Consider the following 22,793-nt stretch of genomic DNA (forward strand, 5'->3'; position numbering starts at 1 on the left):
GATGTCGCCGGTTGGAGGTTCCCATCCCTGATGGGCACCTCCTTGTTTTCTGCGGATATTCACCACGGTTCAGGGAGCGTTTTTTGAAGAAGGTCAGCATAATTGATGTCGCGAAACGCGCGGGCGTCTCGGTTTCTACCGTGTCGCTGGTGCTTCGTCAGAAAGGAAAAATCTCCGATGCGACCATCGAAAAAGTGCAGGCTGCTATTCATGAGCTGGGCTACGTTCACAACGTGGCCGCCGCTAATCTCCGCTCTAACACCTCTAATCTGATTGGTCTTATTCTTCGTGACTTCAGCGACAGCTTCTCCATCAAAGTGATGGCCAGCATTGTGCAAGAGCTGGAAGCACAGGGCTATATGGTGTTTCTCGGCCAGCCGCTGAACGAACACGAGCACCTGGAACGCTGCCTGTTGTCGTTTAAGCAGCAGGGCGTCGCCGGGGTCATCTATCTGGCGTCCGACGTGCGCCGCGATACGCTACCCGCGCAAATCCGCCAGTGTCCGCTGCCGCTGGTCGTGGTGTCGCAGTCGCCGATCAACGCCGAATGCAACCGCGTGCTGCGCGATAACCAGCAGGCAGCCAGCCTGGCCACCCGCTATCTGCTGGAGCGCGGCCACCGCTACATTGCCTACCTTGGCGGCCAGGAACATGACCTGATTCGCCAGCAGCGCCTGGTGGGCTTTCGCAGCACCCTCACCCGCCTGGGCATTGCCAATCGCGATGAGTTTACCCCCGCCTGCGGCGACGACACGCACGCGGCAAGCGTTGCAACCCGCCAGCTGCTGGAAAATAACAACGCCATCACCGCGCTGCTGTGCCATTCTCCGGACGCGATGATTGGCTGTATTGATGGGATTCATAAAGTGGGGCGCACCGTGGGGAAAGATGTCTTCTTAACCCAGCAGATTGCGCTCATTGGCTTCGAAGATATGCTGCACATCAACCTCACGTCACCGGCGTTTACCTACGTCTCTTCCGCCAGCGAAGAGACCGGTCGCCAGGCGGCGACGCTGATGATCCGCAAGCTGAAAGAGCCCGCCTTACAAAACCAGGTCATTACGCTGTCGGGTCAGTTGGTCACACGCGAATCAGCCTGAATCACGTCGATCAACCAACCGAGCCGCGCGGCGTTTTCCGGCGGCATGGCCAGCCCGCACTGTAAACAGAGCGCCGCTTCTTCGAGGGGCCTGAACACCACGCCCTGGCGCTGAATAGCGGCAAACGAGGCGGGAAACAGACTCAGCCCTTCGCCGCGGGCAATGCGCGCCAGCAGTACATCGTGCTCCAGCGGTTCTTCAATACAGGTTGGCGCATAGCCTGCACGACGAAAAATAGCGCGCGTAAAGTCAAAGAAGGCAGGGTTACGTTCACGCTTAAACCAGAACAGCGGCCGATGAGCGATCGCAGGCAGCGTCAATGATGCCTGCGCCGACTCCGGCCACTGCGCAGGCAGGGCCGCAATCAGCGGCTCCTCGCGGGCAAGTGGGATCGTGCTTAGCTCTGACGTTTCCAGCGGCAGCGCCACCAGCGCGGCATCTATTTTCCCCCGCCGCAGCTGGCACACCAGCTCCGGCGAACCGTGGCGCACAATATTCAGCGTCTCGACCCGCGTCGCAAGCAGCACTTCCAGCGACGTAAAAAAATCCGGCTCAAACGCAGTTGTCAGCCCGAGCCGCAACGATGATGTTGCCGTTTGAACCAGCCCGCTCAGGGCGGCGTAAGTCCTGTCCTGCTGCGCCAACAGCGGGCGAATAATCTCCAGCACCCGCAATCCTTCATCCGTGAGCGTCAACCCTTTGGTATGACGCACAAAAAGCACCACCCCCAGCCGTTCTTCAAGCTGGCGAATGTGGCGGCTCAGCGGCGGCTGCGACATATACAGCCTGTCCGCCGCACGGCGCATGTTGTTCTCTTCCGCCACCACGGCAAAGTAGCGCAGCAGGCGAATATCCAGAGAGTGGAGCGGCGATGTAGTCATACCCAAAAGGTATCACGAAATCGGTATTATCCACATCACTCTACGCCGCCTATTCTCTCGACATACACCGCACCTATGAGGGAAGAGTCATGCAATCAGAACGTTTTATTACCGGCCAGAAAATGCTGCAACAGGTTGATGGGAAAGGGGGCAACGCCGTTGTCGAGAGCCTGAAGGATATCGCCCCGGACTTCGCCCGCTATCTGCTTGAATTCCCGTTCGGTGATATTTACGCGCGTCCGGGTCTGGACCTACGCAGCCGGGAAATTGCCACCGTCGCCGCACTGACCGCCATGGGTAACGCCGCGCCACAGCTCAAAGTACACATCGCCGCCGCGCTGCACGTTGGCTTAACGCAGGAAGAAATTGTTGAGGTGATTATGCAGATGGCAGTTTATGCCGGTTTCCCGGCGGCGCTGAACGGGCTTTTTGCGGCGAAAGAGGTGTTTACCTCTCACCAGGACAAATAATGACGAAGTCCGAAATCCCCGATGGCGCTACGCTTATCGGGCCTACGTGGATTGCGTGACTGATTGATATCGACATCCCAGGATGTCGCTTGCGACGCCATCCGGCACAGCGAGCGGGTTTGTCAGCAATCTGAGGCCAGCGATGTTCCGCTGGCCTGCTCTCGTTTATTTCTTCACATCTTGCACACGCATGCCTTTCAACTGCTCATCCGTCAGCGTGTTTCCCGCTTTGAAATAATCCACCACAGCATTAGACACGTAATACCCGCCGGATGTATTACGCGCTTTCCCTTCGGTAAATGCGCTAAAACCATCACCGCCATCGGCCAGGAAGCTATTGGTCGCGATGTGATAAACCGCAGCGTCTTCAATTGGCTTACCGTTCAGCGTCAATGCCGTGACCCGCTGGCCCACTGGTTTGCTGCTGTCGTACTGCATCGCCAGACCTTTGGACGTTTGCAGAACGCCGTTGCTTAAACCGGCACCGTGCTCCATCAAACTGCGCAGCTGCTTACCGCTGAGGTCCATTGTTGCAAGCTCGTTCGGGAACGGGAAAGTACTAATGACCGCCCCCATGGTGATGGAGCCTGCCGGGATTTCATTGCGGATGCCGCCCGAGTTCGTCAGCGCCAATTGCGTCTCTTTCCCCGCAGCCGCCAGCAGCGCATCTGCCGCCAGGTTTCCCAGTGAGGAGGATTCGCCATAAGCGCGCGTTAACTCAACCGGCGAGTTAGCCACCACCTGCTGCACAACTTCATCCAGCTTTTTGTTCCAGCCATCAATAACCTGTTTCGTCTGCGGGTCGGGCTGCCACTCATCGGCATAAATGGTTTTCAGTTCGAAGTTCTTCACCGTAAATTGATGCGGTTTCTGCTGATAATCCAGCACCAGTTTACCCACATCAATGCCGCCGCTGTCGGTAGAAAGAATCAGGGTGTTACCGACTTTAATCGGTTCCGGCGTACCGACATGCGCATGACCGGTGATCAGGATATCTAACCCCTTCACCTGGCTTGCCGTCTGGATGTCTTTATCCAGCGCACGACGTACATCGGTTCCCCCCAGGCTGGACTGACGCGCTGGCGTGCCTTCATGGATCAGCGCCACGGTGAGATCGACCTTACCCTTTAGCTCGTCAATGTAGCGCTGCAGCCACTTCACTTCATCGCGCGCTTCGATGCCAACACGCGTCGCAGCAGAAACCGTATCATCAAAGGCAAACACGCCGTGCAGGCCAATCACGCCGATTTTTACACCCTCTTTTTCAATAATGGTGTACGGCTTATCCCAGAACATTTTGCTGCTGTTTTGATAGAAGATATTGCCCTGCACAATCGGGAATGTTGCCTGGCTCAGCTGCAGCAGCGTGTTGTCCCAGCCATGATCGAACTCATGGTTGCCCATGGTAACGGCATCGAAATTCATGGTGTTCATGATATCGATAATCGCTTTGCCCTTGGTCAGGCTGCTGATATACGGCCCGGTAAAATAGTCCCCGGCATCCAAAAACCACGTTGCCTTATTGTTGGCTTTTTCCTGCTTCACCATCGTCGTGATATTGGCCCAGCCGCCAATATCACGGGTACCATTCGCAATCCATGGGACTTTATAGGGTTCAACGTGGGCATGGAGATCGTTGGTATAGATAATAGTGACATCCTTTGCCGATGCCCATAATGGCAGCGATATCAAAATGCCAACTGCCAGCATTTTTAACTTCATAATCAACCCCTTTCAGTCATATAAAGAATTGCTACCTTACGTTCTGAAAGGTTTTTATATGTGAGAAAACTCACATCTATCGTTAAGGTGTGTAGGGCAAAATCAACGACCTTTAAAAATCGTTGGTAACACGATGACGCCGCTGTTCATCATCAATTGCTGCAAATCTTTTGGCTGCAAAAATCTGGGGTTAGCAAACTCGCCAGACTACAGCTGGCCAGACTATCGGTTGGGCTATGCCGCGCTGCACTGCCGGGCGTGTGGGAGTTACCCGCCGTTGTTTAACGATGAACACGTCCACCGTTGGTTATCAGCATATTTAACGGATTTCGCTGCCGACAACGGTCTTTTTTGCCCGAATTGTTACCATCGTGACACGATCCGTTATGGACATAATCCCCAGGGTTCTCAGCGCGTGCAGTGTCGAAGCTGCAAAAAAGTCTGGACGCCCAGGCAGCCGCCGATCGCTGCAATCCCTTCACCAGAACACATCGCCACTGTCCCCCTCATCGTTCCTTTTCAGGGAGCCAGCGAGACGCAAAAACTTTATCTGCTGCTCAGCGTTGATACATTTCGCGGCAATGTTCTGCATATTTCCAGCAATTTCACGCCGCATGCGGCTGGCGCATCATTACTTTATCACTGGCGTGGCGTCGATGAAGCAACGGTGGTTCATGACGATATTGTTCAGCGTGTGAGTCAGCGAGAAAGTCAGTTTTTACACCGCAGTCAATTTGACGAAATTCAGTACGGCAGCGCACGGCTCAAACGTAACGCCAGCGGTGCTATTCTGCGCCCGGTCATTGCCGCACATGGGCATTTCCGGGTACTGAGCCATCTCTGGCCGGGGGTCAAAACGCACGTTGTCGCCCATGAATGTTTTCTGCGAGGCGCGGTGATTACCGCATGGGCAGAGCAGTTCCGCGCGCATCAAGCCTCGCTTTGGTTCATTGATGAAAGTATGCGTGATAGTGAATGCATCATGCCCTGGCAGTTACTCGGTAAAACCAATCAGGGATGGTGGCAAAATCAGTGGCAGATTTGGCAGCAGGGCAGCACGCGTAAAATGGTATGCCTGTTAACAGAGGGGCAGGCCGAACAAGGGGCGGCAATCACGCTGGCAGCAAGCCATACTTTTATCGCCTGGCTCCAGCGGCAAACGGAATTTCAGCAAAGCGGGCGCTACTCTGCCCACTCCGTATTTCAGACGATAAAGGCACTGACGGTGAGATACAATACCCTCATTAGCCGCAATCAATGGCCGGATGGCAACATGCCATCCGGCAACACAACTACAGCAGTTGCGCCAGTCGGTTGATATCCGACTGAATCGCCCCGGCGGTCACATCGCGACCGGCGCCTGGCCCACGGATCACCAGCGGGTTATCTCGGTACCAACGGCTCTCAATCGCGAAGACGTTATCGCACGGTAGCAGCGACGCCAGCGGATGCTCCTGACGCACCGCTTCGACGCCGACGCGCGCTTTGCCATTGGCATCAAAACGCGCCACGTAGCGCAGCACCAGCCCCATTTCCTGAGCGGCTTCCAGGCGCTGGAGCATCTGCTCGTTCAGCTCATCGCCATTTTCAAAGAAGTGATCGATGGAACCTTCTTCACAGTGCGCCGGAACCAGCGACTCCACGCGAACCTGATCCGGCTCGATGTCATAGCCCGCTTCGCGCGCCAGGATAACCAGCTTACGCATCACGTCTTTACCGGAAAGGTCGACACGTGGATCGGGTTCAGTCAGCCCCTGCTGCCAGGCCTGATCCACCAGGTCGGTAAACGGTACGCTGCCGTCGAACTGCAGGAACAACCAGGACAGCGTGCCGGAGAAAATACCGCTGATGGCCAGGATGCTGTCGCCGCTTTCAATCAGGTCGCGCACGGTATGGTTAACCGGTAGCCCCGCGCCGACGGTGGCGTTATACAGCCAGTGGCGGCCGGTTTTTTCAAACGCGTCGTGAATCTGGCGGTATTTGTCACTGCTGCTGGCCCCGGCCAGTTTGTTGGCGCTGATCACGTGGAAACCGTGGCTGGCAAAATCCAGATACTGATCGGCCAGCTGCTCGCTTGCGGTCACGTCAAGCACCACCAGATCGTCATACGGGTGCGCACGCATCCACAGGAACAACGATTCTTCATCCTGTTCAACCGCTTCGTCTTCAAAGAAAGCCAGCGCGCGACTGGCGTCCAGCCCTTCGTAGCTCAGCAGGCTGCGGCGGCTATCCACCACCCCGGCCAGCACAAATTCAAAACCGGTACGGGCAGAAAGCGTGCTTTGCTCACGCGCAAACAGCTCCAGCCAGCGAGAGCCGATGTTGCCTTTACCAAACAGCACCAGGCCGATACGCTTCTCGGCGCGGAAAATCGATTGGTGCAGGCCCTGAATCAGGCTTTCAGTTGGGCCCGCGCGCAGCACGGCTACCAGGCTAATGCCCTCTTCCGACTGCCAGGTAAACTCAACCGGCTGGCCTTTCAGCTGCTGCCAGAAACGGTGGCAATGCAGCGGGTTACGGGTGACGCCCGCGCCTACCATCGCCACCAGCGCCAGCCCCTGACGCAGCCGCAGCTCGCCAGGTAAACCGGCTTCATCAAGAATTTTCAGCGCGCTATCAACAACTTCTGAGGTATAGCAGAACTGGAGCAGACGGTGATCCGCGTGTACGCCCACCGCCAGCGGACGAATCTGCGCACGTTTGAGGATTTGGTCGATCTCTTTATGTACCAGTTTGAAATCCTGGCCAGCCGGGACGCGGAATTCAATCAGGCAGACGTCATCATGGCTGGTCACGATTCGCGCGCCGGTACCGGAGGCAAGCACGCGTTCGATGCGCGTTGAGCCTTTATCTGGCGTGTAGCTACAGCGAAGCTGCAGGTCGATATCGCTGCCTGAAACCGGCTGTAAGGTACGCGCGTGCAGTACCGGGGCCGCCAGGCGCGCCAGTTCGCTGGCTTCATCCAGACGCAGCAACGGCAGCAGACAGGCATCTTTAACTTTGCGCGGGTCGGCGCTATACACGCCCGCCACGTCGCTCCAGATGGTCACGCGGGAAACTCCCGCCAGCGCGCCAATCTGGGTTGCGGAATAGTCGGAGCCGTTACGCCCCAGCAGCACGGTTTCACCGGCATTGTTGCGGCTGATAAAGCCGGTCACCACCAGACGTTTACCCGGATGCTGCGCCATCAGCTGTTGCAGCAACGGGTACGATAGACCCTCATCCACCTGCGGCTGCGCGCTGCGCTCCGCACGCAGGAAGGCGCGGGCGTCCAGCCATGCGGCATCCAGACCTTGCAGCTTGAGCACTTCCGCCATCAGGCGTGCCGACCACACTTCACCGTGACCGACCACTTCCGCATAGACAGCGTCATTCACGCCGTTATCCAGTAGCCCGGCCAGACGCTCCAGGTCGTGGATAAAGTCGGCAATCATGCCATCGGCAATCTCGGCAGGCAGCAGGCCGCTAATCAGATCCGACTGATAGCGGCGCAGCGTCTGCTGAACCTGATGCGCAGAGAGGCGATCGGTCTGACTGAGTTTCAGCCAGCTAATCAACTGGTTGGTGGTGCTACCGGCGGCCGACACCACCATCATATCGCCAGGCTGAGAGTACTCCGCCATAATGCCGGCCACGCGCAGGTAACACTTCACATCCGCCAGACTACTCCCACCAAATTTATGCAGCTGACGTTCGTTCGCCCCTGCCTGCGCAATCACACTCATGTTTACCCCTCGGCTGCGACCCGGAATCCATTTTCCAGATCGGCAATTAAGTCTTCGCTATCTTCAATACCGGTTGAGATACGCAATAGCGTCTCAGAAATGCCCGCGGCGGCACGCGCTTCTGGCGCCATGCCCGCGTGGGTCATGGTGGCCGCATGGGAGATCAGGCTCTCTACCCCGCCCAGCGATTCCGCCAGAGTGAACAGCGACAGCCCGCTCAGGAAGCGGCGCAGCGTTTGTTCGTCGCCGTCGAGCTCAAAGCTCAGCATCGCGCCAAAGCCTTTCTGCTGGCGCGCGGCAATCTCATGGCCCTGGTTTTCCGGCAGAGAAGGATGATACAGCTTTTTGACCAGCGGTTGGCGTTTGAGGAAATCAACAATCGCATTGGCGTTACGCTGTGCCGCTTCCATACGTGGAGAAAGGGTGCGTAAGCCGCGCAGCAGCAGATAGCTGTCGAACGCGCCGCCGGTGACGCCGATATTATTTGCCCACCATGCCAGTTCTGTGACGGTGTCAGGATCTTTCGCAATCACTACGCCAGCCACCACGTCAGAGTGGCCATTGAGGTACTTGGTGCAGGAGTGCAGCACCAGATCCGCACCCAGCGCCAGCGGGTTTTGCAGCGCCGGGCTGAGGAAGGTGTTATCCACGACGCTTACCGCGCCGGCCTCACGCGCCAGCTGGCAGATTTTCGCAATATCGACCACCCGCAGCAGCGGGTTGCTTGGGCTTTCGACCAGCACCAGCTTCGGTTTTTCTGCCAGCGCCGCTTTTAACGCCTCATCATTACCCTGATCGACAAACAGCACGCGATAGCAGCCGCGCTTTGCCAGACTGTCGAACAAACGATAGCTGCCGCCGTAGCAGTCATGAGGTGCCACCAGCAGATCGCCTGGCTTCAGGAAAACGGTCGTGACGAGGTGAATCGCCGACATGCCCGTATTGGTCAGGACCGCGCCCGCGCCGCCTTCCAGCTCCGCCAGCGCCCGCTGCACGACGTCACGCGTTGGATTACCGCGACGGGAATAGTCATGCGCACGCGGCTCGTTAAAACCGGTAAAGTTATAGGTACTGGAAAGATGAATCGGCGGGACAACACAACCATACTGCTCGTCGTCATTTAATCCGCTACGCACTGCGATGGTGGCCTGTTTACGGGTCATGAGGATTCGTTCCTGGCAAGGTCTGTGAAAAGTCAGCCCCCAGAGTAAACATTGTTGCAATAGCCGTCAATACATCTAGACATCTAAACCTCTTTGCGTATAGATTGAGCTATCGGCAAATAGCCGTTAAAATTATATGCATTAGCGCACATCTGCGAAGGCTAAGTTCGTGTCAGAGCAAGGTCTCTACGGTACACTACGCGCGATCATGGCCGTGTATCGGCCTGTTAACTAATGACTAGAGGATTAAAGGTATCTCATGGCTGAATGGAGCGGCGAATATATCAGCCCATACGCTGAGCACGGTAAGAAGAGTGAGCAAGTAAAAAAAATTACGGTTTCCATTCCTCTGAAGGTGTTGAAGATCCTCACCGATGAACGCACGCGTCGTCAGGTGAATAACCTGCGTCACGCCACCAACAGCGAACTGCTGTGTGAAGCGTTCCTGCATGCTTTTACCGGTCAACCGTTACCTAACGATGAAGACCTGCGAAAAGAGCGCAGCGATGAAATTCCGGAAGCGGCGAAAGAAATTATGCGTGAGCTGGGGATCGACCCGGAGACGTGGGAGTATTGATTCGATAAAAAAGCCGGGAAACGCCAACGTTTCCCGGCTTTTTTATTTTCAGCGGGCGCTATTTCACCTCAAACTCCGGCAGCGGCCGGGCGGCAATAAACTGCGCCACCGTTTCGCCGTCAGGAACCGCCGACAGCGCGCCCTTCTGCGTTGTCGCCAGTGCGCCACAGGCGCTAGCCTGGGCAACGGCCTGCTGTAGCTGTACGATATCACCCGGCATCCCGTGCCGCGCAATATGGCTGAGTAACCCTGCCATAAACGCATCCCCCGCCCCGGTGGTGTCGATACTCTCGACCCGATAGCCGCAGAAATGAATCACCTGCCCTTGCCACAGCACCATCGCGCCTTGTGCACCGTAGGTCACTATCTTTAACGCGGCGGGGTAAGACGCCAGCGCGGCGATCGCCTGACTGAAGTCCTGCGTTTGCGTTAACCAGTACCACTCTTCCTCGGAAAGCTTAAGGATGTCTGCCTGACAGGCCGAACCGTGCACCGTTTCCAGCATCTGTTGGGGATGGGGCCACATTTGCGCCCGCAGGTTAACGTCAAAACTCACCAACCCCTGATGATGTTGAATCTGCGCTACCGCCTCGCTTAAGGTCTGCCGACACGTTGGTGCCACCAGCGCCAGTGAACAGAAATGCAGAATATCGGCCCCCAGCGCGGGCAGCGCTTGTGTCGATAAAAACTGATCGGCGGATGGATTCACCAGAAACGTAAAGTCCCGTTCACCGCCCTTCCCCAGGGAAACCACCACCGTGCTCGTGCGGTGCTGGCTGTCCTGTTCCATTGCCGATGTGATCACGCCGTATTGCTGCAGCGTCTTGTACATCAGATGCCCGAACGGATCGTCACCCACGCGGCCAATAAAACCGCTGCGGCAGCCCAGACGAGCCGCGCCTGCCGCGACGTTCAACGGCGCGCCGCCGGGGCACACCTCGTAACGGGTCTCTGAGATCGGCAGGAGATCCGCCACCGCATCGCCCAGCGTCCAGATAGTCATAGCGTGCTCTCCTCTGTTTATTGATCCAACGGCCAATAGCCACCGTTACTGAGCATGGCGCTACCGTTACCGGCAAACAGCGACAGCTGGCGTTCCCCCTCTTGCGGGTAAATTCGGCTGCTCAGACAAGCTTCGCCGTCATTGACGAAGACTTCAATTGATGAGCGATCGATAAACACCCGCAGTTTCAATAATGCGGCCGCCGGTAACGCCACGCTGCGCACCCCCTCTAACGCATACTGCGGATAACGGCGTTCAAGCACCAGACGCTGCGCCTGGGTATCAACGTACAGCAGCAGCCCTTCACCGAGGGTAATACCGTAACGCTCCGCCGTCGCACCGTTTAATTCCCACGACAGTTCCAGCTCAACGGCCTGCGCATCATCCACAATCGGCGACGTTTGGTTTTTAAGCTGCTGCGCCAGCAGTGGATAATAACTGCCGCGCAGCGCCGCGACCTCTTCGGCTGGCACCATCCGCAAACGATGATCCGCACCGAGATAAATTTCGCGCGGTAGCGAGAGCATGCCGGCCCAGCCGTCCTGTTGCTCTGGCATCGGCGATTCCCACATATCCAGCCAGCCAATGACGATACGGCGACCATCCGGCGTGAGAAAACTTTGCGGCGCGTAAAAGTCATGGCCGTGATCCAGCTCGATAAATTCCCCGTCGGCGGCAAAAGTCTGCCCCGGCAGCCAGTCGCCGATTAAATAGCCGCTCTGGAACACGTTACGGTTGCGGTAGCCTTCCGCCGCCAGCCCCTGCGGTGAAAACATCAGCACGCGCTTGCCGTTGAGGGTGAAGAAGTCAGGGCATTCCCACATATAGCCCATGCCCGCGTTGGCCTGTGCAAGCACGCCTTCTTCCTGCCACTGATGCAGATCGGGCGAACGGAATAAACGTACCTGGCCAACATCACCCACACGTGCGCCGACGACCATGTACCAGTACTCACCCTCACGCCAGACCTTCGGATCGCGGAAATGATGCAGGCCCTCTGGCGTATCAACCACCTGCCCCTGGCGCTCGAAATGAATGCCGTCGCGACTGGTTGCCAGGCACTGTACCTGGTAGAGATTATCGTCGCTGCTCGGGTCGCCATGAAATTTATGCCCGGTGTAAATCAGCGCCAGCGTATCGCCATCCACCACCGCCGAACCGGAGAAACAGCCGTCTTTATCTTCAGGTCCCTCTGGCGCTAACGCCACCGGCAGATGTTCCCAGTGCACTAAGTCTTTACTCCGGGCGTGGCCCCAGTGCATGGGCCCCCACTGGTTCGAGTAAGGGTGGTGCTGATAAAACGCGTGATACCAACCGTCAAACCACACCAGCCCGTTAGGGTCGTTTATCCATCCGGCGCGCGCCGCCAGGTGATAGCGCGGATACCAGCGCGGGTTTAGCGTCGCGCTGCGTTTCTGAAGTGCTTGTTCAGCAAGGGCAATTGAAAATGTCATATTCTTCACTCTTAATTCAGACAGCAGAAGATTGTGTCAGCAGCGGTTCGGAAGCCGGTTTGCTGGCGCGTAACAGGAAAATGGAGATAAAGGTGGTGCAGAACACCAGGGCTCCCATAAACAGATAGGATTCGGCAAAGCCATATTTTTCATAGCTATAGCCAGCAAGAGGCGACAGCACGCTGGCGATAATCGAGCTGGTACAGGCGAATCCCACCAGATAAAGCGTTGAGGAGAGGCGCTTGTCGAAATGGGCGCTGTTGTATTTGAAGATGGAGACCAGCAGTACCGGCAGCTCCACGCCATGCAGTAATTTAGTGAGAGAGATAAGCAGTGGCCCCTCAACCAGACCGGAGGCCACCATACGCAGCGCCATTACCATTCCGGCAAAAATTAACCCATTTTTAGCGCCAATACGGTTTACCAGCCACGGCGCGCAGAACATGCCTGCGGCCTCCAGAAAGACCTGGAACGAATTCAGGTAGCCATACATGGCGTTGCCTTCCTTCAACGTCGGGAACTGCGAGGAAAAATAGACAGGAAACTGCTGGTCATAGACGCTGTAAATGCAGGTGCCGACCACAAAAAACACCAGTGCCCAAAAGCGCGGCAGTGAAAGCAGGCGCAGCGCATCTTCCAGCTTCACTTTACCTTCCGCTCCTTCGGCCGCCGTCGATTGTGCGTCGGTAGGAACCGACAAACGTACCAGCAGAAAGAAAAAAATCAGCCCCGAGCAGCTCGCCACCGCAAAGTTCAGCTGCGGGTTGATGTTAAACAGCAGCCCGGCGAAAAACGTAGCTACCGCCCAGCCCAGAGAACCCCACATGCGCGCTTTACCAAACTCAAAATGCGTCTGGCGCGCCACGCGCTCGGTGTAGGATTCCAGCACGCCTATCCCGCCGTTAAAAGTCAGCCCAATGTAGATACCGCCAAAAATACTGCCGGCAAAAATATTTATTTTCAGCAAGTAACCAAACAGCAGATACGCCGGACCGGACAAAATCAGCAGCGCGGTGATGTACCAGAGCAGATGCTTTCGCAGACCCAGCTTATCCTGGATAAAGCCGTAACAAACTTGTGCAAACAGCGCTGAAACCGACAGCACGGCGTAAATAATCCCTGTGTCTCCGGCTTGTAGTCCCACTTCCTGATGGAGCCAGATAGAGAGTAATGAGCCAGAAGAGGACCAGGTAACAAAAAAGAAAAACAGTAAGGCGCTCAGTAACAGGTAGCTGCGTGAGTGATGTTCTTTCATCGTGGCAATCTCATCGTGGATTAACGCCGTTATGGTAACGTTAACAAAAAACATTCATCATGTCGTTTTGTGACGATATTCGATGTTAATCACAAAAGTTAACGTTAACATAATGAAAATAGGATCGTGATCAAATATTTACCGCCGCGGGAAAAGAGCGGCGTTCACTAAAATAGCACGCAACCCTTTTACATCAGTAGGTTAGTGATATAGCGTATGGCACGACGCATGAGTGGAGTAAAAAAATGGCATCGTTAAAGGATGTGGCAAAACTGGCAAACGTCTCGCTGATGACCGTTTCGCGGGCCCTGAACTCCCCGGAGCGGCTCAAACCTGAGACATTGGCTCGCGTTCAGGCGGCCATTGCGCAAACCAACTACGTACCCGATCTCTCAGCGAAAAAAATTCGCGGCGCGCACGATACGCCGAAAACCATCGGCGTGCTGGCGCTCGATACCGTGACCACGCCCTTTTCGGTAGAAATGACGCTGTCGATTGAGGAAACCGCCCGCGCACACGGCTGGAACAGCTTTGTGGTGAATATGTTTTCCGACGATAGCCCGGACGCCATTGTTGACCTGCTGCTGTCGCATCGCCCTGGCGGTATCATCTATACCACGATGGGTCTACGCCAGGTACCGGTGCCCGCCAAACTGCTCACGCTCCCCTGCGTGCTGGCAAACTGTGAAAGCCTGCACCATCCGGTGGCCAGCTTTATCCCTGACGATGAACAAGGGCAGTACGTTGCCGTACAGGGGCTGCTCGCAGCAGGCTACAGACGCCCGCTGTGTCTGCATTTGCCTGAGAACCACCTTGCAACGGTTCGCCGCCGACGCGGCCTGGAACGCGCCTGTCAGGAAGCAGGGATCGACCCCGCCACGCTGACCCATTACTACATGGAATATGGCGACGCACACTATCGTGATATGCCAGCAAAAGTGCTGGAAAATATCGATGCGGGCCAACCACGATTTGATTCGGTTATCTGCGGTAACGATCGTATCGCCTTTATGGTTTATCAAACGCTGCTGGCGCAAGGGCTGCGGATACCTGAGGATGTCGCGGTGCTAGGCTATGACAATATGGTCGGTATTGGCGACCTGTTCCTGCCGCCGCTGTCAACGGTGCAGCTGCCGCACTATGAGATTGGGCGGCTCAGCGCGCTACACATCATTAATGGTGATACACATCGGAATACGGTGCACGTCGACAGCCCGTGGATCCACGGTGCATCGATATAAAAAAACCGCCTTGAAGGCGGTTTTTTAACATTTTTTTGCGTCTTAGAAGCGGGTGACTTCAGGATGAAGCTCAGACAGAGAGATCAGGTAAGATACAAACACGTTTTTCATTGCAGTCAGCATAATCACACCTTTACCCATAAAGTTATTGCGGTCATTTGATGGACAAATAGTAAGCGTCTTTCGATGACATCGCAACTTTTATGTGATTTAGATCACAAAATTTTTAGCACAAAATAACATCATCCCTACGTCATCCGCAGAGGGTCAGAAGTTATAACCCAGACCTATACGATAGCGCGTCTGGCGATCGTCAGTGGTGGTGGTGTTATAACCAGAAGAGACGTTACCCACCTCGAAGAATGGGATCCACGAATTAATATTGTACGCTACACGGAAGTTGTATTCGTAATCGTCTTTACCGTTATTATAGAGATTCTCGCTGTCGGCCACCTTATAAATCCCGTTAAGTTCGAACATCCAGTTGTTTATATTATACCCCAGCCAGGCTTCCGGGCGATAAACGGTGCGATCGTCACGGCCATCACCATTGCGACGAGCATATTCGGTACGATAGCGGAATGCGGTCCACCAGTTATCGTTAATATTATACTGTACGCGAATATACGGCTTATAAATCGCCATATCATCACCCATCTCCACGGCGATACCCGGCTGCCAGATAAAGCCTTGCCACTCGAACTGATAGCTTGCTGTATATTCAGCGCTGTTCGATTCCATATTGTTCAGCGCATGATTTGATTCTTTATCATCAGAGCGCGACACCGCTTCTACCGCGACACCAAAGCCGGTAGCAAAGCGATTCGACATGTACACACGGTCGTAGTTACGACCATCATCGTAGTATTCATGACGATAGTCGACATATCCCGCATGGGCCGCGCCACATAATAAAGGCAGAAGTAAGAAGGCGTATTTTGTTTTCATAATAATTACTCTTAAAAATATCAGCAATCAGTCCCATAATCCCTACTAATTAAAGTGGAGTATAAAAGGCTGTTTCGTATTCCATCCTGTTACGCTGAGAGTTTATTTTGTAATTTATAGAAACACCTTTTTATTATTGCCATCAGAAATTTAAAAATGGCAAAAAAGACAGAATAAATAAGATGAAGATCACCAACAAAAACAATTATCCGCACCTATATTAGATACGGTTTATCATATTAAAAATATATTTCATCAGGCCACGAATATTTTTCGAGGGATGAATATCGAATGCGGCATTGATTTACCTTATTCTTTAAAATATCTATTCACGGTTTTGATTTAAAATCGAGGAAGAATAACTGTCACGCCGGGCGATCGCGAGGCACAAAAAAAGCGCCCTAAGGCGCTTTTTTCGCTTGGCAACTTACTTGCTGCCTGGGATGCTGAAACGCTTGTTGAAGCGGTCAACACGGCCACCGGTAGCAACATCACGCTGCTTGCCAGTATAGAACGGGTGGCATTTACCGCACACGTCCAGGTTCAGATCGTGACCGACGGTAGAGCGGATTTTCATCACGTTACCGCAAGAACAGGTAGCAGTAACTTCTTCGTATTTCGGGTGAATATCTTTTTTCATGGGAAAACCTCGGTTAAGGCCGCGTCGCTCTTCCAGCCCTAACGCCAGACACCACGCGATGTTGATAGTAAGTTTCCTGATGCCAAAATGCATCAAAGGCGGCGAATCATACAGAATTTGACCAGCAGATGCAAACTGATCCGCGCTCCCTTACCACAATGTGTATACTGTCTCGCCAGATTTCAAGTCAGGAAGAAATTATGCCCGTTGCCCACGTCGCCCTGCCTGTTCCGCTGCCCCGTACGTTCGACTACCTGCTGCCTGATTCCCTCAGCGCCAAAGCGGGCTGCCGCGTACGCGTGCCGTTCGGCAAACAGGAGCGCGTCGGCATCGTGGTCTCCGTCAACGAAAGCAGCGAGCTGCCGCGCGATGAGCTCAAAGCGGTGCTCGACGTGCTGGACGGCGAATCGGTATTCTCCCACTCCGTCTGGCGTCTGCTGCTGTGGGCAGCGGAGTACTACCATCATCCGATTGGCGACGTCCTGTTCCACGCCCTGCCGATTATGCTACGCCAGGGGAAACCCGCCAGCGCCACGCCGCAGTGGTTCTGGTTTGCCACCGAACAGGGGCAGGCGGTCGACATCAATAGCCTGAAGCGATCGCCGAAACAGCAGCAGGCGCTGGCCGCGCTACGTCAGGGGAAAATATGGCGTCATCAGGTAGCGGAGCTGGAATTTAATGAAAGCGCCATGCAGGCGCTGCGCACCAAAGGCCTGTGCGAGCTGGGTAGCCTGGCGCCGGAAACGGTCGACTGGCGCGCAACCTACTCGGTGCCGGGTGAGCGCCTGCGTTTGAATACCGAACAGGCGACCGCCGTGGGCGCAATCCACAGCGCGTCTGACGAGTTTTCAGCATGGCTGCTGGAAGGGGTGACCGGCTCAGGCAAAACGGAAGTCTATCTCAGCGTGCTCGAAAACGTGCTCGCCAAAGGCAAGCAGGCGCTGGTGATGGTGCCGGAAATCGGCCTGACGCCGCAGACCATTGCGCGCTTTCGCGAACGCTTTAACGCCCCGGTAGAAGTGCTGCATTCAGCGCTTAACGATAGCGAACGTCTCGCCGCCTGGCTGAAGGCCAGAAGCGGCGAAGCAGCTATCGTCATTGGCACTCGCTCATCGCTGTTTACGCCGTTTAAAAACCTCGGCGTGATTGTCATTGATGAAGAACACGACAGTTCCTACAAACAACAGGAAGGCTGGCGATACCATGCCCGCGATCTGGCCGTGTGGCGCGCGCACAGCGAACAAATTCCTATCATCCTTGGCTCGGCAACCCCCGCATTAGAAACGCTGCTCAACGTCCGCCAGCACAAATATCGCCTGCTGCGCTTAACCCGCCGCGCGGGTAACGCGCGCCCGGCAACGCAGCACGTGCTCGATCTGAAAGGCCAGCACCTTCAGGCCGGGCTTTCGCCCGCGCTGATTAACCGTATGCGCCAGCATTTGCAGGCCGATAATCAGGTCATTTTATTTCTTAACCGCCGAGGCTTTGCCCCGACGCTGCTGTGCCACGACTGCGGCTGGATTGCCGAGTGCCCGCGCTGCGATAGCTACTATACGCTGCACCAGGCACAGCATCACCTGCGCTGCCACCACTGCGACAGCCAGCGGCCCATTCCGCGCCAGTGCCCTTCCTGTGGTTCAACGCACCTGGTGCCCGTGGGGCTGGGAACGGAACAGCTTGAACAGGCTCTGGCGCCTATGTTCCCCGGCGTCCCGCTGTCGCGCATTGACCGCGACACCACCAGCCGCAAAGGCGCGCTGGAGCAGCACCTGGCGGAAGTGCATCGCGGCGGCGCACGTATTCTGATCGGCACGCAGATGCTGGCAAAGGGCCACCATTTCCCGGACGTGACGCTGGTTGCCCTGCTGGACGTCGACGGCGCGCTTTTCTCTGCCGACTTCCGCTCTGCGGAACGCTTTGCCCAGCTGTATACCCAGGTCTCCGGCCGCGCCGGACGCGCGGGTAAACAGGGAGAGGTGGTGCTGCAAACCCACCATCCGGATCACCCACTGCTGCAAACGCTGCTCTATAAAGGCTATAACGCCTTTGCCGAACAGGCGCTGGCCGAACGCCAGACCATGCAGCTGCCGCCGTATACCAGCCATGTCCTGATCCGCGCGGAAGACCATAACAACCAGCAGGCCCCCATTTTCCTACAGCAGCTGCGTAATCTGATTCAGGCCAGCCCGCTGGCGGACGACAAGCTATGGGTGCTGGGCCCGGTTCCGTCGCTGGCGCCCAAGCGCGGCGGCCGCTATCGCTGGCAAATCCTGCTTCAGCATCCGTCGCGCGTGCGTTTGCAGCATATCGTCACCGGTACGCTGGCGCTCATCAATACGCTCCCGGAATCCCGTAAAGTGAAGTGGGTTCTCGACGTTGACCCGATAGAAGGTTAATTCAGAGTTGCGAGCGGGATCGTGGAATCAAACAATCATCACACTTTTGATGAAAATTCTGTAACAGATCTCCCTAACTATCTGATAAAAGTGTGTCAGATGTCAGGTCACAAAGGACGTGCCTGCGCCAGTGAGTGAGGAGAGAATCAGGTGAAGGCTAAAAAACCGGTTGTTGCCGCAACCATGAAAGATGTTGCCCTGCAGGCGAATGTCTCTACGGCAACCGTATCCCGTGCATTGATGAACCCAGAGAAGGTCTCGCAGGCAACGCGTAATCGCGTCGAGCAGGCGGCGCTGGAGGTGGGGTATCTCCCGCAAATGCAGGGGCGTAACATGAAGCGCAACGAGTCACGCACCATCCTGGTGATTGTCCCGGATATTTGCGATCCCTTCTTTAGCGAAGTGATCCGCGGGATCGAGGTCACCGCAGCGGCGCAGGGCTATCTGGTGCTGATTGGCGACTGTGCTCATCAGAATCAGCAGGAAAAAACCTTCATCGATTTAATCATCACCAAGCAGATTGACGGCATGCTGCTGCTCGGCTCGCGTCTGCCGTTCGATGCCAGTATCGAAGAGCAGCGCAACCTGCCGCCGATGGTCATGGCCAACGAATTTGCGCCAGAACTGGGCCTGCCGACCGTACACATCGACAACCTCACTGCCGCCTTTAACGCCGTTAACTATCTGCACGAGCTGGGTCATCAGCGCATTGGCTGCATCGCCGGGCCGGAAGAAATGCCGCTGTGCCACTACCGTCTTCAGGGCTACGTTCAGGCGCTGCGCCGCTGCGGTATTACCGTCGATCCCCACTACATTGCCCGCGGCAACTTTACCTATGAAGCGGGTGCCAGCGCGCTGGAACAGCTGCTGGCGCTGCCGCAGCCACCGACCGCAGTGTTCTGCCACAGCGACATTATGGCGCTGGGCGCGCTCTCGTTTGCTAAACGCCGGGGCCTTAAAATACCCGACGATCTGTCCATCATCGGCTTCGATAACATCTCGCTGGCCGAGTTCTGCGATCCGCCGTTAACCACCGTCTCTCAGCCGCGCTTTGATATCGGCCGAGAAGCCATGCTGCTGCTGTTAAACCAGCTGAGCGGGAAGTTTGTTGATAGCGGTTCGCGTCTTCTTGACTGTGAACTGATCGTTCGCGGCAGTACAAGTAAAATATGATGTAAAGCGGGGTCCTTTAGGACTTGCTTGTCTGGTCAAAGCCCCGCCGCTTAAGTAACATGTCGGGCTAACTAACGGAAAAAGACAGCGAAACGATAGTGGCACAACGAGACTATGTACGCCGCGGCCAGCAGGCACCTTCGCGGCGCAAGAACAGCGCTTCACGGAATACACGGAAAAAGCAGAGTAACTTTCCGGCAGTCTCTCCTGCCATGGTGGCGATTGCTGCTGCGGTAGTGGTCGCTTTTATCGGCGGTTTGTACTTCATCACGCACCATAAAAAAGAAGACTCGGAATCTCTGCAAAGCCGCCAGATGACCGGTAACGGCCTGCCGCCGAAGCCGGAAGAGCGCTGGCGCTATATCAAAGAGCTGGAAAGCCGCCAGCCAGGCGTGCGTGCGCCAACGGAACCGTCCGCGGGCGGGGAAGTGATTAACCCTAATCAGCTGACCGACGAACAGCGCCAGCTGCTGGCCCAGATGCAGGCGGATATGCGCCAACAGCCAACGCAGCTGACCGAAGTACCGTGGAACGAGCAAACGCCAGCCCAACGCCAGCAAACGCTACAGCGTCAGCGCCTTGCTCAGCAGCAGGTTCAGCAGCAACAACAGCAACAGTGGACGCAAACGCAGCCGGTCCAGGCGCCGCAGACGCAAACTCGCGCGACGCAGCCGGTGCAGCAGCCGCGTCAAACGCAAACGCAGCAGCCAAAAGCGGTCGCATCCAACTCGCCGTATCAGGATCTGCTGCAAACGCCAGCGCATACGACATCACAGCCTAAAACGCAGGCCGCCGCGCCGGTGACGCATGACACCACGCCGCCAAAAGCGAGCGAGAAAAAAGACGAACGTCGCTGGATGGTCCAGTGCGGTTCGTTTAAAGGCGCGGAACAGGCGGAAACCGTCCGTGCCCAGCTGGCGTTTGAAGGATTTGACTCGAAGATCACCACCAACAACGGCTGGAATCGCGTGGTCATCGGGCCGGTCAAAGGTAAGGATAACGCCGACAGCACCATCGCCCGTCTGAAGATGGCCGGTCACGGAAACTGCATTAGGCTCGCTACCGGGGGTTGAAACCCCTAAAAACCCCCCCATTTATACTTACATTCTGCCCCGTACGCGGTACGGGGCCCCTACATCCGTATTTGTAAGAAGGGGTCTGCTCGTGACAACAATAGTAAGTGTTCGCCGTAACGGCCACGTCGTAATCGCCGGTGATGGCCAGGCCACTCTGGGCAATACCGTCATGAAAGGCAACGTGAAAAAAGTTCGCCGTCTGTACAACGACAAAGTGATCGCTGGCTTTGCAGGCGGCACTGCGGACGCCTTCACGCTGTTTGAACTGTTTGAACGTAAACTGGAAATGCACCAGGGCCATCTGGTCAAAGCCGCCGTTGAGCTGGCGAAAGACTGGCGTACCGACCGGATGCTGCGCAAGCTGGAAGCCCTGCTGGCGGTCGCGGACGAAACCGCCTCTCTCATCATCACCGGCAACGGTGACGTCGTGCAGCCAGAAAATGACCTGATTGCTATCGGCTCTGGCGGCCCGTACGCCCAGGCCGCGGCCCGTGCGCTGCTGGAAAATACCGAGCTTGGCGCCCGTGAAATTGCTGAAAAAGCGTTGGATATTGCAGGCGATATCTGCATTTACACCAACCATTTCCATACCATTGAAGAATTACCGTCTAAGGCGTAAGGATCTCCCATGTCTGAAATGACCCCACGCGAAATTGTCAGCGAACTGGACAAACACATCATCGGCCAGGACGCAGCAAAGCGTTCCGTGGCTATCGCCTTACGTAACCGCTGGCGCCGTATGCAGCTTGATGAAGAGCTGCGCCACGAAGTTACGCCGAAAAACATTCTGATGATTGGCCCGACCGGCGTTGGTAAAACCGAAATTGCCCGTCGCCTGGCGAAGCTCGCCAACGCGCCGTTCATCAAAGTTGAAGCGACCAAGTTCACCGAAGTGGGCTATGTCGGTAAAGAAGTGGACTCCATCATCCGCGATCTGACCGACTCAGCGATCAAGATGGTGCGCGTTCAGTCCATCGAGAAAAACCGCTACCGTGCCGAAGAAATGGCCGAAGAGCGCATTCTCGACGCGCTGATCCCACCGGCCAAAAACAACTGGGGCCAGGCTGAACAGCCGTCTGAACCTTCTGCCGCACGCCAGGCGTTCCGTAAAAAGCTGCGCGAAGGCCAGCTGGACGACAAAGAGATTGAAATCGATCTCGCCGCCGCGCCGATGGGCGTAGAAATCATGGCGCCTCCGGGCATGGAAGAGATGACCAGCCAGCTGCAGTCTATGTTCCAGAACCTGGGCGGCCAGAAGCAGAAACCGCGTAAGCTGAAAATCAAAGATGCGATGAAGCTCCTGATTGAAGAAGAAGCGGCGAAGCTGGTGAATCCAGAAGAGCTGAAGCAAGACGCAATTGATGCGGTTGAGCAGCACGGTATCGTGTTTATCGATGAGATCGATAAAATCTGTAAGCGCGGCGAATCATCCGGCCCGGACGTATCTCGCGAAGGCGTACAGCGCGATCTGCTGCCGCTGGTCGAAGGCTGCACCGTCTCCACCAAACACGGTATGGTCAAAACCGACCACATTCTGTTTATTGCTTCCGGTGCATTCCAGGTGGCGAAGCCGTCCGATCTGATTCCGGAGCTGCAGGGCCGTCTGCCGATTCGCGTTGAGCTGCAGGCGCTGACCACCAGCGACTTCGAACGTATCCTGACCGAACCAAACGCGTCGGTTACCGTACAGTACAAAGCGCTGATGGCAACCGAAGGCGTGAATATCGAGTTCACCGAATCCGGTATCAAACGCATTGCCGAAGCGGCGTGGCAGGTGAACGAAACCACCGAAAACATCGGTGCGCGTCGTCTGCATACCGTTCTGGAGCGTCTGATGGAAGATATCTCCTATGACGCCAGCGACCTCAACGGCCAGAGCATCACAATTGATGCGGAATACGTGAGCAAACATCTGGATGCATTAGTCGCAGATGAAGATCTGAGCCGTTTTATCCTATAATCGCGGTCA

General features: G+C 55.8%; 19 protein-coding genes. 10 read left to right on the top strand and 9 right to left on the bottom strand.

The window, feature by feature from the left end:
• The first annotated feature begins 83 nt into the window (after positions 1–83).
• A complete protein-coding gene (gene malI / locus H7R58_RS23105; protein ID WP_182929718.1) occupies positions 84–1,100 on the top strand; it encodes a Mal regulon transcriptional regulator MalI in 1,017 nt (338 codons plus the stop codon).
• On the opposite strand, the gene H7R58_RS23110 is transcribed toward malI, so the two are convergent.
• Positions 1,073–1,981: a LysR family transcriptional regulator gene (locus H7R58_RS23110; protein WP_182929719.1), complete on the bottom strand. Its 909-nt coding sequence runs from the start codon at positions 1,979–1,981 to the stop codon at positions 1,073–1,075. The genes malI and H7R58_RS23110 overlap by 28 nt on opposite strands.
• 89 nt (positions 1,982–2,070) lie before the next feature.
• Here H7R58_RS23110 and H7R58_RS23115 point away from each other — a divergent pair, with 89 nt between their 5' ends.
• The gene (locus H7R58_RS23115) at positions 2,071–2,451 is read left to right on the top strand and encodes a carboxymuconolactone decarboxylase family protein (RefSeq protein WP_106929376.1); all 381 of its coding nucleotides are present in this window, start codon (positions 2,071–2,073) and stop codon (positions 2,449–2,451) included.
• A 165-nt stretch (positions 2,452–2,616) separates the two neighbouring features.
• On the opposite strand, the gene H7R58_RS23120 is transcribed toward H7R58_RS23115, so the two are convergent.
• Entirely contained in the window at positions 2,617–4,173 is a 1,557-nt protein-coding gene (locus H7R58_RS23120) for a bifunctional metallophosphatase/5'-nucleotidase (protein ID WP_182929720.1), read from the bottom strand.
• A 133-nt stretch (positions 4,174–4,306) separates the two neighbouring features.
• On the opposite strand from H7R58_RS23120, the gene H7R58_RS23125 reads away from it, so the two are divergent.
• Complete coding sequence (locus H7R58_RS23125; protein ID WP_227674139.1) at positions 4,307–5,491, top strand: cytoplasmic protein; 1,185 nt, start codon at positions 4,307–4,309, stop codon at positions 5,489–5,491.
• Here the strand turns inward: H7R58_RS23125 and H7R58_RS23130 are convergent.
• Both H7R58_RS23130 and metB read right to left on the bottom strand, forming a co-directional pair.
• Positions 5,466–7,898, bottom strand: coding sequence for a bifunctional aspartate kinase/homoserine dehydrogenase II (locus H7R58_RS23130; protein WP_106929373.1), 2,433 nt, complete (start codon positions 7,896–7,898; stop codon positions 5,466–5,468). The two genes, H7R58_RS23125 and H7R58_RS23130, sit on opposite strands and share 26 nt — an antisense overlap.
• A gap of 2 nt (positions 7,899–7,900) precedes the next feature.
• Positions 7,901–9,061 (bottom strand): cystathionine gamma-synthase, encoded by a 1,161-nt coding sequence (metB, locus tag H7R58_RS23135; protein ID WP_182929721.1) that lies wholly within the window; start codon positions 9,059–9,061, stop codon positions 7,901–7,903.
• Positions 9,062–9,320: 259 nt separating this feature from the next.
• Here metB and metJ point away from each other — a divergent pair, with 259 nt between their 5' ends.
• On the top strand, positions 9,321–9,638 hold the full coding sequence (gene metJ / locus H7R58_RS23140; protein WP_012907792.1) for a met regulon transcriptional regulator MetJ: 318 nt from the start codon (positions 9,321–9,323) through the stop codon (positions 9,636–9,638).
• Between the two features lie 58 nt (positions 9,639–9,696).
• On the opposite strand, the gene H7R58_RS23145 is transcribed toward metJ, so the two are convergent.
• From H7R58_RS23145 to H7R58_RS23155, 3 genes are read right to left on the bottom strand one after another with little or no spacing between them, the layout of a single operon-like run.
• On the bottom strand, positions 9,697–10,641 hold the full coding sequence (locus tag H7R58_RS23145; protein WP_106929369.1) for an aminoimidazole riboside kinase: 945 nt from the start codon (positions 10,639–10,641) through the stop codon (positions 9,697–9,699).
• A 17-nt stretch (positions 10,642–10,658) separates the two neighbouring features.
• On the bottom strand, positions 10,659–12,095 hold the full coding sequence (locus tag H7R58_RS23150) for a glycoside hydrolase family 32 protein (protein WP_182929722.1): 1,437 nt from the start codon (positions 12,093–12,095) through the stop codon (positions 10,659–10,661).
• Between the two features lie 16 nt (positions 12,096–12,111).
• Positions 12,112–13,350, bottom strand: coding sequence for an MFS transporter (locus tag H7R58_RS23155; protein ID WP_106929418.1), 1,239 nt, complete (start codon positions 13,348–13,350; stop codon positions 12,112–12,114).
• Between the two features lie 245 nt (positions 13,351–13,595).
• On the opposite strand from H7R58_RS23155, the gene H7R58_RS23160 reads away from it, so the two are divergent.
• Positions 13,596–14,591, top strand: a complete 996-nt coding sequence (locus H7R58_RS23160) for a LacI family DNA-binding transcriptional regulator (RefSeq protein ID WP_182929723.1) — start codon at positions 13,596–13,598, stop codon at positions 14,589–14,591.
• Positions 14,592–14,858: 267 nt separating this feature from the next.
• Here H7R58_RS23160 and H7R58_RS23165 read toward each other — a convergent pair whose 3' ends face one another.
• Positions 14,859–15,539, bottom strand: a complete 681-nt coding sequence (locus H7R58_RS23165) for an oligogalacturonate-specific porin KdgM family protein (protein WP_106929364.1) — start codon at positions 15,537–15,539, stop codon at positions 14,859–14,861.
• Between the two features lie 427 nt (positions 15,540–15,966).
• On the bottom strand, positions 15,967–16,179 hold the full coding sequence (gene rpmE / locus H7R58_RS23170) for a 50S ribosomal protein L31 (protein WP_106929362.1): 213 nt from the start codon (positions 16,177–16,179) through the stop codon (positions 15,967–15,969).
• A gap of 200 nt (positions 16,180–16,379) precedes the next feature.
• Here rpmE and priA point away from each other — a divergent pair, with 200 nt between their 5' ends.
• From priA to hslU, 5 genes are all read left to right on the top strand, one after another.
• Positions 16,380–18,575 (top strand): primosomal protein N', encoded by a 2,196-nt coding sequence (priA, locus tag H7R58_RS23175; protein WP_182929724.1) that lies wholly within the window; start codon positions 16,380–16,382, stop codon positions 18,573–18,575.
• Between the two features lie 150 nt (positions 18,576–18,725).
• Entirely contained in the window at positions 18,726–19,748 is a 1,023-nt protein-coding gene (gene cytR / locus H7R58_RS23180) for a DNA-binding transcriptional regulator CytR (RefSeq protein ID WP_182929725.1), read from the top strand.
• A 98-nt stretch (positions 19,749–19,846) separates the two neighbouring features.
• Positions 19,847–20,821: a cell division protein FtsN gene (ftsN, locus tag H7R58_RS23185; protein WP_106929357.1), complete on the top strand. Its 975-nt coding sequence runs from the start codon at positions 19,847–19,849 to the stop codon at positions 20,819–20,821.
• A 91-nt stretch (positions 20,822–20,912) separates the two neighbouring features.
• Positions 20,913–21,443 (top strand): ATP-dependent protease subunit HslV, encoded by a 531-nt coding sequence (gene hslV, locus H7R58_RS23190; RefSeq protein WP_103779960.1) that lies wholly within the window; start codon positions 20,913–20,915, stop codon positions 21,441–21,443.
• Positions 21,444–21,452: 9 nt separating this feature from the next.
• The gene (gene hslU, locus H7R58_RS23195) at positions 21,453–22,784 is read left to right on the top strand and encodes an HslU--HslV peptidase ATPase subunit (protein ID WP_106929355.1); all 1,332 of its coding nucleotides are present in this window, start codon (positions 21,453–21,455) and stop codon (positions 22,782–22,784) included.
• Positions 22,785–22,793: the final 9 nt, after the last annotated feature.

Source organism: Klebsiella sp. WP4-W18-ESBL-05 (assembly GCF_014169075.1).
GTDB lineage: Bacteria > Pseudomonadota > Gammaproteobacteria > Enterobacterales > Enterobacteriaceae > Kluyvera > Kluyvera ascorbata_B.

Bases quoted from the DNA above. Each gene is read 5' to 3' on its own strand.
- metB (WP_182929721.1), bottom strand. From the start codon at position 9,061: ATGACCCGTAAACAGGCCACCATCGCAGTGCGTAGCGGATTAAATGAC.
- H7R58_RS23115 (WP_106929376.1), top strand. From the start codon at position 2,071: ATGCAATCAGAACGTTTTATTACCGGCCAGAAAATGCTGCAACAGGTT.
- H7R58_RS23160 (WP_182929723.1), top strand. From the start codon at position 13,596: ATGGCATCGTTAAAGGATGTGGCAAAACTGGCAAACGTCTCGCTGATG.
- H7R58_RS23155 (WP_106929418.1), bottom strand. From the start codon at position 13,350: ATGAAAGAACATCACTCACGCAGCTACCTGTTACTGAGCGCCTTACTG.
- H7R58_RS23125 (WP_227674139.1), top strand. From the start codon at position 4,307: ATGACGCCGCTGTTCATCATCAATTGCTGCAAATCTTTTGGCTGCAAA.
- rpmE (WP_106929362.1), bottom strand. From the start codon at position 16,179: ATGAAAAAAGATATTCACCCGAAATACGAAGAAGTTACTGCTACCTGT.
- metJ (WP_012907792.1), top strand. From the start codon at position 9,321: ATGGCTGAATGGAGCGGCGAATATATCAGCCCATACGCTGAGCACGGT.
- priA (WP_182929724.1), top strand. From the start codon at position 16,380: ATGCCCGTTGCCCACGTCGCCCTGCCTGTTCCGCTGCCCCGTACGTTC.
- H7R58_RS23145 (WP_106929369.1), bottom strand. From the start codon at position 10,641: ATGACTATCTGGACGCTGGGCGATGCGGTGGCGGATCTCCTGCCGATC.
- H7R58_RS23120 (WP_182929720.1), bottom strand. From the start codon at position 4,173: ATGAAGTTAAAAATGCTGGCAGTTGGCATTTTGATATCGCTGCCATTA.
- hslU (WP_106929355.1), top strand. From the start codon at position 21,453: ATGTCTGAAATGACCCCACGCGAAATTGTCAGCGAACTGGACAAACAC.
- H7R58_RS23130 (WP_106929373.1), bottom strand. From the start codon at position 7,898: ATGAGTGTGATTGCGCAGGCAGGGGCGAACGAACGTCAGCTGCATAAA.
- H7R58_RS23150 (WP_182929722.1), bottom strand. From the start codon at position 12,095: ATGACATTTTCAATTGCCCTTGCTGAACAAGCACTTCAGAAACGCAGC.
- H7R58_RS23165 (WP_106929364.1), bottom strand. From the start codon at position 15,539: ATGAAAACAAAATACGCCTTCTTACTTCTGCCTTTATTATGTGGCGCG.
- H7R58_RS23110 (WP_182929719.1), bottom strand. From the start codon at position 1,981: ATGACTACATCGCCGCTCCACTCTCTGGATATTCGCCTGCTGCGCTAC.